Source organism: Kineosporia corallincola (assembly GCF_018499875.1).
GTDB lineage: Bacteria > Actinomycetota > Actinomycetes > Actinomycetales > Kineosporiaceae > Kineosporia > Kineosporia corallincola.
Genome location: NZ_JAHBAY010000020.1, coordinates 14,028 through 26,670 on the forward strand (window position 1 = coordinate 14,028; position 12,643 = coordinate 26,670).

General features: G+C 70.2%; 10 protein-coding genes. 4 read left to right on the forward strand and 6 right to left on the reverse strand.

Annotated features, from left to right (window positions below):
* Positions 1-216: 216 nt before the first annotated feature.
* The 3 genes from KIH74_RS32760 to KIH74_RS32770 are packed head-to-tail and all read right to left on the reverse strand — an operon-like array spanning position 217 to position 2,848.
* A complete protein-coding gene (locus KIH74_RS32760; protein WP_214160307.1) occupies positions 217-1,059 on the reverse strand; it encodes a metal ABC transporter permease in 843 nt (280 codons plus the stop codon).
* Positions 1,056-1,901 (reverse strand): metal ABC transporter ATP-binding protein, encoded by an 846-nt coding sequence (locus KIH74_RS32765; protein WP_246573643.1) that lies wholly within the window; start codon positions 1,899-1,901, stop codon positions 1,056-1,058. The genes KIH74_RS32760 and KIH74_RS32765 overlap by 4 nt, the downstream gene beginning before the upstream one ends.
* Entirely contained in the window at positions 1,898-2,848 is a 951-nt protein-coding gene (locus KIH74_RS32770) for a metal ABC transporter solute-binding protein, Zn/Mn family (RefSeq protein ID WP_214160308.1), read from the reverse strand. Before KIH74_RS32770 ends, KIH74_RS32765 begins: the two co-directional genes overlap by 4 nt.
* A gap of 207 nt (positions 2,849-3,055) precedes the next feature.
* Here KIH74_RS32770 and KIH74_RS32775 point away from each other — a divergent pair, with 207 nt between their 5' ends.
* Entirely contained in the window at positions 3,056-3,952 is an 897-nt protein-coding gene (locus KIH74_RS32775; RefSeq protein ID WP_214160309.1) for a DUF4230 domain-containing protein, read from the forward strand.
* Between the two features lie 78 nt (positions 3,953-4,030).
* On the forward strand, positions 4,031-5,209 hold the full coding sequence (gene manA / locus KIH74_RS32780) for a mannose-6-phosphate isomerase, class I (RefSeq protein WP_214160310.1): 1,179 nt from the start codon (positions 4,031-4,033) through the stop codon (positions 5,207-5,209).
* A gap of 69 nt (positions 5,210-5,278) precedes the next feature.
* On the opposite strand, the gene KIH74_RS32785 is transcribed toward manA, so the two are convergent.
* Together KIH74_RS32785 and KIH74_RS32790 are read right to left on the reverse strand one after the other, a co-directional pair.
* Positions 5,279-6,556 carry an aspartate aminotransferase type Ic gene (locus KIH74_RS32785; RefSeq protein WP_214160311.1) on the reverse strand — a complete coding sequence of 426 codons (1,278 nt, stop codon included), beginning with the start codon at positions 6,554-6,556 and terminating at the stop codon, positions 5,279-5,281.
* 162 nt (positions 6,557-6,718) lie between these two features.
* Complete coding sequence (locus tag KIH74_RS32790) at positions 6,719-8,305, reverse strand: CYTH and CHAD domain-containing protein (protein ID WP_214160312.1); 1,587 nt, start codon at positions 8,303-8,305, stop codon at positions 6,719-6,721.
* Between the two features lie 186 nt (positions 8,306-8,491).
* On the opposite strand from KIH74_RS32790, the gene KIH74_RS32795 reads away from it, so the two are divergent.
* Both KIH74_RS32795 and KIH74_RS32800 read left to right on the forward strand, forming a co-directional pair.
* On the forward strand, positions 8,492-9,160 hold the full coding sequence (locus KIH74_RS32795) for a ribonuclease H family protein (RefSeq protein WP_214160313.1): 669 nt from the start codon (positions 8,492-8,494) through the stop codon (positions 9,158-9,160).
* A 68-nt stretch (positions 9,161-9,228) separates the two neighbouring features.
* Complete coding sequence (locus KIH74_RS32800; protein WP_214160314.1) at positions 9,229-11,808, forward strand: hypothetical protein; 2,580 nt, start codon at positions 9,229-9,231, stop codon at positions 11,806-11,808.
* A gap of 25 nt (positions 11,809-11,833) precedes the next feature.
* Here KIH74_RS32800 and KIH74_RS32805 read toward each other — a convergent pair whose 3' ends face one another.
* The gene (locus KIH74_RS32805; RefSeq protein WP_214160315.1) at positions 11,834-12,550 is read right to left on the reverse strand and encodes a hypothetical protein; all 717 of its coding nucleotides are present in this window, start codon (positions 12,548-12,550) and stop codon (positions 11,834-11,836) included.
* Positions 12,551-12,643 lie beyond the last annotated feature (93 nt).

Here is a 12,643-nt window from a genome sequence, read left to right on the forward strand (position 1 = left end):
TGAGCAACTGCGTCCAGGACGCAATCCACCTCGACCGACCGATTATCACCACAATTGCCCCGATTTGGGTACTTGCATGACAGATACGCCGGTCTGGGCAGGTCGTGACGAAAAACTTGTCACGCCTTTAATATCGAACATCACGCGGTGCACACAGCGGCAAAACGCTGCGACCTGGGTCACACAGCAATGACCCAGGTCGCGACTCGCCGTGGTTCACACGGCGTGGATACGGCTCCGGCCGAAGGCGATCGCCCGGCACGCCAGGTAGATGGCGAAGGAGATGGTGGTGACGTAGGGGCTGATCGGGATGCTGCTGCCGAGGGCCAGCAGGATGCCGCCGATCATCGACGTGGTGGCGAACAGGATGCTCAGCACGGTCGCGCCCGCCGTGGTGGAGGCCAGCCGCACCGCCGCGGCTCCCGGGGTGACCACGATGCTCAGCACCAGCAGGGCACCGACCACCTGCACCGACATCGCCACGACCAGGCCCAGCAACACCATGAACAGCAGCGAGAGCGGCCCCATCGGCACGCCCCTGGCCTGCGCCACCTCCGGGTCGGTGCTGGCGAACGACAACGGCCGCCAGATCAGCAGCATGGCCACCGCGACCACCACCGAGATCACCGCCAGCCAGCTCAGGGCGGGCGTGTCGATGGCCACGATCTGCCCGGTCAGCAGGCCGAACTTGTTCGCCGCCCGGCCCTCGTAGAGCGCCAGGAACAGCACGCCCAGGCCGAGGCCGAAGGGCATCAGCACGCCGATCCAGGAGTTGCGGTCCCGGGCCCGCACGCCGAGCAGACCGATCAGCACGGCCGCCGCGATCGAGCCGACCAGCGACCCGGCCACCACGTTCAGCCCGAGCAGCAGGAAGCCCGAGGCTCCGGCGAACGACAGCTCGCTGATGCCGTGCACGGCGAAGGGCAGGTCGCGCATCACCACGAAGGTGCTGATCAGACCGCCGACGACGCCCAGGATCAGCCCGGCCAGCAGCGAGTTGTGCACCAGCGGCAGCAGCTCGGAGTAGTCGGTGAAGTTGAAGATCTTGTCCCAGCTCATGACTGCTCCGCCGGTTCCACCGGTTCGGGATCGCCGTGGGCGTGCACCGGATGGTCCGGCACCCCGACGACGACCAGCTGGTCACGCACCCTGAACACGTCGACCGGCGAGGAGTACAGCCGGGTCAGCGTCTCCGAGGTCATCACCTCGTCCACCGGGCCGATCGTGAACCGGCCTCCGGCCAGGTACAGCACCCGGTCGACGTAGGGCAGGATCGGATTGATCTCGTGGGTCACGAACACCACGCCGGTGTCGTGCTCACGCCGTCGCCGGTCCACCACGGCCGAGACCTCACGCTGGTGGTTCAGGTCGAGCGAGAGCAGCGGCTCGTCGCACAGCAGCAACCGCGGGTCGCAGGCCAGGGCCTGGGCGATCCGCAGCAGCTGCTGCTGGCCGCCGGACAGCCGGGAGGCCGGGGCGTCGGCGAACCGGCTCGCCCCGACCTCGGCGAGCGCCGCGTCGACGCGTTCCCGGCGCTGCCGCCGGTTCAGCGCCGGCAGCCCCCACCGGTGCCCGTCCAGGCCGTAGCCGACCAGGTCTCGGGCCCGCACCGGGGTCAGCGGGTCGAACCGGCGCTGCTGCGGCACGTAGCCGACCTCACGCCGGGCGTCCGTCGGCGGCTTGCCGAGCACGCTGATGGTTCCGGCCGAGAGCGGCTGCAACCCCAGCAGACAACGCAACAGGGTGGTCTTGCCGGAGCCGTTGGCGCCGAGCACGGCGACGAACTCCCCCGGCCTCACCGTCAGGTCCAGGTCTTTCCAGAGCGGCTCGCCCGCGTCGAATCCCAGCGCGGCGCCGCTCAGGCGCACGAGTTCGGCGCCGTCCTCAATCTCGCTCATCATCCGAGCGCCGAGGTTACCGCCTCGACGTTGGCCTTCATCCAGCCGACGTAGTCCTGCCCCTCGGGCAGGGTCTCCGTCACGCCGACCGTGGGCACCTGGTCGGTCTTGGCCTGGGCCAGCAACTTCTCGGTCTCGGTGCTGGTGGTCTGCTCGTTGTAGACGAACGCCTTCACGTCGCCGGAGGAGAAGATCTTCAGCGTGTCGTTGAGCACCGACACCGAGATGTCGTTGCCCTCCTCGACCGCCTCGCTGAACGCCTCCGGGGTCTTGTTCTCCAGCCCCATGTGCTCGAGCAGGTAGAGCGGCACCGGCTCGGTGATCGCCACGCCCTCGCCGTCGTACTTGTCCTTGGCGTCGTCCTCGAGCTTGATGACGGCGTCCAGCTCGGTGTTGAAGGCCTCGGCGTTGGCGGTGAACTCGGCCGCCTTCGCCGGCAGCGCCTCGCCCAGGTCGGCGGCGATCTGCGTGGCGACCTTCTGCACGCTCTCCAGGTCGTACCAGACGTGCTCGTTGAACTCGCCGTGCTCGTGCTCGTCGGATCCGGTGTCGGAAGCAGCATCCGAATCGCTGTCCAGCCCGGAGACGTCGACCGCGTTGATCACCGCCGGCGAGGAGTCGGAGGCCTCCAGCATCTGGTCGATGAAGTCGTCGTAACCGCCGCCGTTCTCGATCACCACGTCGGCCTTGGACACCGCCAGCTGGGTGCGGGTGTCGGCCTCGTAGGAGTGCGGGTCCTGGCTGGCGCTACTGATCACCGACGTCACCTCGACCGCGTCACCGCCGATCGTGGCGGCGATGTCGCCGTACACGTTGGTCGACGCCACCACGTTCACCGTGCCACCCGACGAGTCGGCCGAGCCACCGCTGCCGGAACCACCGCAGGCCGACAGCCCGAGCACCGTCACGGTGCCGATCGCCAGGGCCGAGCCGAACTTCAACGCCACCACGACGCCGTCCTTCCGAAGAGACAATCCGTCTGCCGATCGGCAGGTTACTTGAGAATGATCCTCAGTAGCGTTTTCAAGCTATCAGACGATGGCTTTGCAACCCGAACGGGCGAACGAGCGTCAGTGGTGAGACGATCACGGTGGATCTTGTGAGTCGCACCATTCATGGCTATCCGGACAACACAGACAGGTAGGGGTGGAGGCGTCATGGGCCAGAGCACGGGCACCCGATCAACGGCGTCCACGACCGGTTCTTCCGGCTCCGACCAGCAGGAACCGTCGACCACGGCGAGTCCTGCCGGTGGCCTGGAGCCCTCCGGCAGCGGCAACGGCCGCCGCAGCCTGCTGAGCCGCCGCAAGGACGCGGCCGGGCCGGCCACCGACGTCAACGGCGGTGACAACGGCGGCCGCACGGGCGACACCATCGCCTACCGGCCCGCGCCGGAGCGCAAGCGCTCCGGTTTCCTCACGGCCGCCCTGGTCGTGGCGGTGCTGATCGTGTCGGGGGCGCTCGCCCTGAACCTGACCACGAATGCCCTCGACCGGCTGAACCCGTTCAAGGACATGTTCAAGAACGAGACCGTCGACCGTTCCGGCCCGGCCGTGCTCCAGTCCATCCAGGACATGGGCCAGTTCGAGGCCGCCAGCGGCTACTACGAGCTCGTCGTCGACGTGGAGAAAGACGTCAAGCCGGTGCCGTCGTTCCTGGCCGGTGAGCGCACGCTGTTCATCGCCGCCGGGTCGGTCGACGTCGGGGTCGACCTGTCCAAGCTGGGCGACGGGGCGGTCACGGTGAACTCCGACCGCACCGAGGCCACCATCAGCCTGCCCGCCCCCACCTTCGGCACGCCGGCCATCGACTACGACCGCAGCTACGTGTACAGCCAGGACCGCGGCATCTTCGACCGGGTGAAGGACGCGTTCAGCGACAACTCCTCCGAGACCCAGCAGCTGTACGCGCTGGCCTCGCAGCGGCTCACCCAGGCCGCCACCGAGACCGAGGAGCTGCGCGAGCGCGCCGAGAAGAACACCCGCAGCACCCTGGAGGGCCTGCTGGAGTCGCTCGGCTACACCGACGTCACGGTGAACTTCGCCGACGCGTAGATCGATCGAACAAGGGGACGACGAGGAGCTGCTCCTCGTCGTCCCCTTGTTCATGTGCGCCCCCTAGAGTCGCGCGGTATGGACATTCTCGACACCGTGGTGCAGCCGTACGCCTGGGGCTCCCGCACGGTCATCGCCGGGATCCAGGGGCGGTCGGTGCCGTCCGAGGGGCCGGAGGCCGAACTGTGGATGGGCTCCCACCCCTCGGCGCCCTCGAAACTCACCCGCGACGGCCAGGAGCTGACGCTCGACCAGGTCGTTGCCGCCGACCCGGACGGTGAGCTGGGGCGAGCCTGTGCCGAACGCTTCGGCGGGCGGCTGCCGTTCCTGATGAAGATCCTGGCGGCGGAGAAGGCCCTGTCGATCCAGGTGCACCCCGACCGGCCCCGGGCCGAGGCCGGTTTCGCCGAGGAGAACGCGCGCGGCCTGGTCCGGGGCGAGGCCGCGCGCAACTACGTGGACGACTGGCCCAAGCCGGAAGTGCTCTGCGCCGTGACCCCGTTCGAGGTGCTCGCCGGTTTCCGCGAGCCGCGTGAGGCCGCCCGGCTGATGCGCGACCTGGAGGTCGGCCGGCTGGCCCCGGCGGCCGGTGAACTCGAGGCCACCGGTGACCTCAAGGCCGTGCTCGAGCAGCTGCTGAACTGGCCCGCCGACGACCGGGAGGCCCTGGTCGGCGAGGTGGTGGCCGCCTGCTCCCGGGTGACCGGCCCGGCCGCCTACGACGCGGTGGTGCGGATGTCGGCCGATCACCCGGGCGACCTCGGCCTGGTCGCCTCGCTGCTGATGAGGCACCAGGTGGTCGAGCCCGGCCAGGCGCTGTTCATGGCGGCCGGCGGTCTGCACGCCTACATCCGGGGCACCGGGGTGGAGTTGCTGGCCAACTCGGACAACGTGCTGCGGGCCGGTCTCACGCCCAAGCACGTCGACGTGCCCGAGCTGCTGCGGTTGGTCGATCCAGCCGTCGAGGTGCCGGTGGTGGCGCCGCGGCCGCTGGGCGACGGCGTGTACGTCTATGACACACCGGTGCCGGAGTTCCGTCTGCACCGGATCGAGGCCGGTGACGCCGAGGTGACGCTGCCCGGCGAGGGGCCGCGCATCGTGCTGTGCCTGACCGGATCGGCCGTGCTGCGGCGGGCCGGCGGGGAGAGCGTGAAGCTGGAGCCCAGCCGGTCCTGCTTCCTGCCGGACGGCGACGGCGTGGTGACGGCGAGCGGGCCGGGCGAGCTGTTCGTCGCCGGTACCGGCGATCTGGCCTAGGGTTTCGAGCAGAACGGGGGACGACGAGGAGCAGCTCCTCGTCGTCCCCCGTTCTGGGTTCTCGCCGGACTACTGCTGCTTGAGCCGCTGCTCGTAGCCGACCAGCTTCACGCAGGTGGCCAGCGCGTGCACGGCCGCCTCGAGGTCTTCCTGGGTCGGGAAGGTCGGGGCGATGCGGATGACCGAGTCGGCCGGGTCCTGGCCGAGCGGGTGGGTGGCACCGGCCGGGGTGAGCACGACGCCGATCTCGGCGGCGCGGGCCACCACGTCGGTCGCGCAGCCCTCCGGCACGGTGAGGGTGATGAAGTAGCCGCCCTTGGGCTCGGTCCAGGTGGCCAGGCCGGTGCCACCGAGCTGCTCACCCAGGATGCGCAGGGTGGCGTCGAACTTGGGGCCGATCAGCGCGCGGTGCTTCTCCATGTGGGCGAACACGCCCTCGGCGTCGCCGAGGAACGTGGCGTGGCGCAGCTGGTTGATCTTGTCCGGGCCGATCGAGCGCTTGCCCAGGTTGCTCAGCCACCACTTGATGTTGGCCTCGGAGGCGCCGAAGAAGCCGACACCGGCCCCGGCGAAGGTGATCTTCGAGGTGGAGCCGAACACGAACACCCGGTCGGCGTGGCCGGCGGCGGTGGCCAGACCGAGCAGGTCGGCGATCTCCACCCGCTCGTCGGTGAGGTGGTGCACCGCGTACGCGTTGTCCCAGAAGATACGGAAATCCGGTGCGGCGGTGGGCATCTCGGCCAGCTGCCGGACCGTCTCGTCGGAGTACACGGTACCGGTGGGGTTGCTGTACTTCGGGATCGCCCAGATGCCCTTGATCGAGGCATCCTCGGCGACCAGGCGGGTCACGACCTCCATGTCCGGGCCGGACTCGGTGAGCGGCACCGGGATCATCTCGATGCCGAACCGCTCGCAGATCGAGAAGTGGCGGTCGTAGCCGGGAACCGGCGCGAGGAACTTGATCGGGCCCTGGTCGACCCAGCGCTCCTGGGCACCCGGCAGCTTGCTCAGCAGGGCCTGCACGAACGCGTCGTGCATCAGCTCCAGGCTGGAGTTGCCCGCCGCGAGCAGCTGGGCCACCGGCACCTGGAGCACCGGGGCGAAGATCTCGCGCAGTTCTTGCAGGCCGTTCAGCCCACCGTAGTTACGGGTGTCGGTGCCGTCGGCGGCCTTGAAGGTGGCGGCACCGGGCAGCGTCAGCAGTTCGTCGGCCAGGTCGAGCTGATCGGCCGCCGGCTTCCCCCGGGTCAGGTCGAGCTTCAGGCCGCGGCCCGCCAGCTCCGAATAGTCCTGCCGAGCGCTGTCGAGGAGCGCGGTAAGGTCCTGCGCGCCCAAGTCGGTGGTCATCGTCTCTCTCCCGGGGAGCTGCTGATTGGCATGTGCCGGGAAAAGACTTTACCGGCGTCACCTGGCAACGCCGCCAGCGGATTACCATCCGCCCCAGTTGGCCCGCTTGTCCCGCCGGTCGGTGATTTTCGGCCACCGCCCGGCGGTTTCGAAAGATTTCCGTCAGCCCGGCCAGGACGCGAGCGCAGTCCGGGCCTCGTGCCAGGCTGCGGCGAACAACTTTTCGTCGTGCTCGGCCGCACCGGCGATCCGGCCGTGCAGCAGACCGAACGTGAATCCGTTCTCGCCCTCGCCGAACGCCCGCACCGCGAGCTCACGCAGCCGGGTCCGCTCCACCACACCGTCCTGGTGGTCGCCCAGTGTCTCGGTGATGCCCTCCATCGACCTGGCCACGGCCTTGGCCGGTTTGCCGATCACCGGCCGGGCCGCCTCGGCGGCGTAGCGGGCACGCTTGGCCTTGATCCTGACCTCGTGCAGATGGAAGTCGTGCTCCGGGCTGCCGACCGTCTCACCCTCCAGCACCGCGACGTGGGCTGCCACCCGCCGGGCGGCCTTGCGCACCGCCCTGCGCAGCTCGCGCTCGGCCGGGGCGGTGGCCCGGGCGGTCACCGGCGGGGCGGCGAGGAACTGCTCCAGCGCGGTGATCAGGGCCAGGTAACGATCGCTGTCCAGGGCGGCCACGGCCCGCCGGTGCGCCTTCTTGTGCTCGGCGTCCAGCTCCAGCCGGATCCGCCGGGCGACCGGGCCCAGCACCAGTTCGGCCGGCAGTTCCCCGACGTCCGTCAGCAGCTTCTGCCGGATCACCTCGGTGTCGCGCACCGGGCCGAGCACCTCGGAGCCCAGCCACTTCAGCTCGTCGCGCAGCCCGGTGACCGAGCCCTCCTCGAACAGCGGCCGGAAGGTGGCCAGTGCCGTGCGCAGCCGGCGGGTGACCACGCGCATCTGGTGCACGGCGTCGTCGGTGTTCAGGCGCACCCGCGGGTCCATCGCCACCAGCTGGGCGAACTGCGCGGCCAGGTAGTCCTGGGCCAGGTCACCGGCGGCGACCGGGGCGACCGCCACGACCTCCGCCGGGCGGCCCTTCTTCCCCGGTTTCGAGGGGGCGGGTTCCGGGTGCGACGCCCCGTTCCCCATCCGCTCGGCCAGGGCCCGGCCGATCTTCGACTGGACGTCGGAGGGCCGGGCGCCCGCGGCCAGCAGCCGTTCCCGTGCCACCGTCAGCAGGTCGAGGTCGCCGTCGACCAGCTCCACCTCGATCTCGCGCCAGGAGACCACGCTGGTCTTCTCGCCCAGGGAGTGGGCCGACACCAGATCGTCGGCGACCTCGGCCAGCACCGTGCCGTCCGCGGCGTGCAGCTCACGCACCGTGCGCGTGGTCGAGATCAGCGCGACCGGCGCCACCTGCGCCCCCAGCAGCTGCACCCGGACCAGGCCGAGCAGGGCGGGCGGCACGTTGCGCACGTTGCGGCCCAGCGGCTTGCGAATCTCCAGGCGGCTGTAGGCGTCACCCTTGATCGGCTGCTTCAGCTTCAGGTGCCAGCCCTCGTCGTCACCGCCGGTGCGCCGCCGCAGCGTGGTGCCGCCGCGGATCAGCCGGAAGTCGTCGCTGTCCAGGTAGGTGGCCTCCAGCTGGTGCTCCACGGCCCGGCCGACCGAACCGACGCCGGGCAGCCCACTCAGGTCGGGCAGGGTGAACTCCGGATCGGCATCCAGCTTGATCTCGATCTCGTGATGGGTTCCCGCCGCCATCGGCCATTCCCTCTCTGCGAACTCCGCGAACTCTCCGCGAACCAGGACGTGCATCGGTATCTGCGCCGTCACCATAAACAACCCAGATGAACAACCCTCGGTCATCGATCCGACGCGGCACGTTCAGATGCCGTACACCGACAGCGGGGCGGACCGGCCTCGCGGCCGACTGCCTAGACTGGCGCGATGCCGATGACCGCCCGTTACCCCACCACCTGCGCCCAGTGTTCGGGGCGGATCATGCCCGGCGAGGAGATCTCCAAGGCCGCGAGCAAGTGGGTGCACACCGGCTGTGCCACGGCGGCGAGCGAGAACGATTCGCTGCTGCCCGATCTGGAGCCCGCCGGGGCCGCGGCCCGGCCGGCCACCCGCACCGCCCGCACGACCGGCAAGGCCCGCAGGCCCGACATGGCCGCCCCGGAGGGGGCGCTGGAGGTCTGGACCGACGGTGCCTGTTCGGGCAATCCCGGCCCCGGCGGCTGGGCCTGGGCTACCAAGGACGGACGGCAGGACAGCGGTGGTGAGCCGAAGACGACGAACCAGCGGATGGAGGTCAGTGCCGCGCTGAACGCGATCCTGGCCCTGGAGGGCCCGCTGGTGGTGGTCAGCGACTCGACCTACGTCGTGAACTGCTTCCGCGACGAGTGGTGGCGCGGCTGGCTGGCCCGCGGCTGGGTGAACAGCCAGAAGAAGCCGGTGGCCAACCGCGACCTGTGGGAACCGCTGATCACGGCGTTCAAGGAGCGGGGTGACATCTCGTTCCGGTGGGTCAAGGGGCACTCCGGCGACACGATGAACGACCTCGTCGACCGGCTGGCGGTCGAGGCCGGAAAAAACCAGTCACAACAGGCGTAACCGGGCGCAACGGGGCAGGATGTTGGCCTGACGAAAACCGGCAGCGACACGACGGGGAGGCGCCAGGCGTGCCAGGGATCTCGCTCGGCCTTCAGAGCCCCTACGGGTTCGACGGCGACGACCTGACCAGCCCGGCGCAGGCCGCGCGGGCCGGGGCCCTCGTCGACCAGCAGTGGGAGAACCGGCCGGAGCTACCGCTGGAGTTACGCATCCACGGGGTCTCCGGCAGCACCGGCCCGGTCATTCTGGAACACCCGAACGTGGTTCAGGTGGCGGGTTCCCGGCCCACCGCGTTCTACCGCCGCTGGAGCCCGGACGGGGTGGGCCGCCCGTCGGTGCCCTGGCCGCTGGAGGCCTACGTCTGGGGCGGGCTCACGGCGCGGGCGCTGGCCTCGGCGTCGTGGCTGCTGCTGTTGCCGTTCATGCTCTACAACGTCGCGTACTACATGCTCCCGGCCGGCGACCCGAAGGGCCGGGGCCGGCGGCTGCGCAGTGCACACGCCCTGGCCCGGGTGGTGATCCGGCTGCTGGCCCTGGCCGCGACCGCCCAGTTCGTGGGCAGCCTGGTCACGTTGTTCCACTCCACCATCGCCTGGCAGAACGGCGTGGACCGGATGGGCAGCGACTGGTGGTGGCTGAGCTGGTACACCGACGCCTCCACTGCCACCCGGATGTCGGTGGCCACCGTCGCCGTGGCCGCTGTGATCTGCGCCCTCTGGTACGCCGGGGCCGCCACGGCCAGTCACTACGAGGCGTTCAGCACCGGTCGCGGCAGTTACGCGCCCGGTGTGCAGGTGGGTGGCGAGAACCGGCGTGACCGGCTCCCCTCCGGCCGGCTGACACTGCGCGACCGCGGGTTCTGGCGGGGCGCCTCGGCGGCGGCCCGGCTGCGCAACACCCACATCGCGGTCGCCTTCGCCGTCATCTCGCTGGCCCTGGCCGGTTGCACCGACACCTTCGGGCTCTGGCAGCAGGTCCAGATCGGCGTTTCGGCAACCATTCTCGTGGCCGCGGTGATCCTGGCCGGGTTCGTCGCCGACCGCGACACGGTGGGCGGCAACGACGACGTGGCCCGGTTCGCCACCACCTTCAAGGCCCTGGCCTGGGTGTCCGGGCTGGTGCTGCTGGCCGGGGTGGTGGCCTCGCCATGGGTGATCGACAGCGCGCCGGCGCAGACCCGGCACGCCGCGCCGCACGGCCTGCTCGGCGCCGTCACCGCTCTGACCCTGATCCAGTTCTCCCTGGTGGCAGTGCTTCTCGTGCTGGTGGCCGTGCTGCTGCACCACTCCCCCGACAAGCAGCCCGCGGGCTGGGAGCCGTTCCTGCGTGGCTACGCCGCCCCGGTGATCACGTTGCTGGCGGTGCTGCTGGGCGGGGTTCTGACCGCAGCGCTGAACCTTTCGGTGGCGCGGATCTTCGGCGAGCCGAACGGTGTCTCGCTGCACAAGGAGAACATCGACACCGCCAACACCATCCTGCTGCCCGACTCGATGTTCGCCTACTCCGCCGGGGCCGTGTTCAACCTGGCCCCGATGCTGGTCATCGCCGCCTGGCTGTATCTGCGCTACCGCCGCATGACCAAGCGGTTCGCCGCGCGCGAGAAGCTCTTCGGCGACCAGGTGGACGGCGGCCCGGACCCGGTCGTGGACTGGTACCCCCCGGACGAGCGGGACGCCCCGCAGCCGGCCGTCACCCAGGTGGCCCGGCACTGGGCACTGGCCTCGCTGACCGATCAGGTGGCCGCGGTGATCGGCACCGTGACCGTCTGCTGGGCCGCGTTCTTCTGGGTGTTCGAGGGCATGGACGTCACCCAGACCTCGCAGGCCTTCAGCGGGGTCGCCGGAATCGTGCCCACCCTGGGCGTTTTCATCGGCGGGCTGCTCGCGGCCTCGGGGGTCTGGGTGCTGCGCACACAGATCCGCTCGCCCAACGCCCGCAAGACCGTCGGGATCATCTGGGACGTCGGAACCTTCTGGCCGCGCGCCGTGCACCCGCTCGCCCCGCCGTGCTACGCCGAGCAGGCCGTGCCCGAGGTGGTCGACCGGATCTGGGTGCTCACCGGCGCCACCCACGCCGACGGACGCTCGGTGCCGCTGCCCGGCGAGACCTCCGGCGCGATCGAGGTGATCCCCCGGCACGTGCTGCTCACCGGCTACAGCCAGGGCACCGCGATCAGCGTGGCGGTGATCGCCCAGCTGCCCGAGGACGTCCTCGGCCGGGTGTCACTGATGACGCTGGCGGCGCCGTTGCGCCGTCTGTACGGCCGGGCCTTCCCGGCCTACTTCGGCCACCAGGCCGCCCTGGCCCTGCGTGACCTGCTCAGCGGGCCGCACCCGGAGAGCACCCGCAACGATCCGCCGGAGCCGTCCGACGTCGACCCCGCACCGCCGAACGTGCGCGCCCCCGAACCACCCAGCCCGCGCTGGCGAAACGTGGTGCGCCGCAGCGACTACATCGGCGGCTGGGTGTTCGGCCTGCCCCGGCCCCAGCAGCGGGTGTCGGACGAGCAGCAGGTCGACGTGATCAGCCTGGACCCGCCGTCGCTGGAGCCGGAACACGGCAGCACCCTGGCCCCGACGCACTTCCACTCCTCGTTCTGGCAGGACCCGGTGGTGATCTCGCACGCCCGGGAGCTGACCGACCGCTGAGGAAGGCGCCGGGGAACCCGCCAGGTCAGACCTGCGAGGCCACCTCGGTCGAGCAGGTCTGGCCACTCGCCAGGCCGTTCAGGGCCTTCATCGCCTTGGCCCGGGTGGTGTAGCGCTTGGTCGTGCTGTCGCCGTTGGACGCCTTCTTGCCGTTGGCGCTGATGTTCACCACGGTCTGCTTCACCGACCACGACTTCTTGTACGTGGTGTCGTGGCCCAGGGTCAGGGCGTTCAGCTCACTGTAGTCGTCGTCGCCGATGCAGCCGAGATCCCGGTAGGGGCTGGTGAATCCGCGGTCGAAGTGCACCGTGGCGCCGCTCTTGAGCGTGGTCTTCTTCAGCTTGCAGTCGGCGAAGGCGGTGACGTAGGTCAGCCGGCCCTGCTCGATCAGGGCGACCACGTCGTGGTTGAGGTGCAGGGCGCGCACGCCGACCTCGGGGCCACCGGCGTTCGCGATCTTCTGCGAGTACACGGCGCCGGTCGCGGTGCGGAAACCCTTGCGGGTGTCGCTGACCCAGACCTGGTCGTTGCGGCCGTCGCCGTCGATGTCGCCGGCGTCGGCACGGGCGGCGCCCTTCGGCACCGTCTTGTCGTTGGCGGCGCAGCCCTTGGTGGCCGCCGTGTTCACGGTGGTGCCGCCGGTCGAGGCCTGCGCCGTGCCGGCCAGTCCCAGGCTGCTCACGGCCAGGGCGCCGGCACCCAGCACCGCCGCGATCGTCTTGGCTCCCAGGGTGTTTCGCATGATTCAGGTCCCTCTCAGGAGGAGATGTCCGGTCACCTCGGCAACCGGCGTACAACCAGTGAGATGCGGCCGGGACGCCGATCGGTCGCAAAT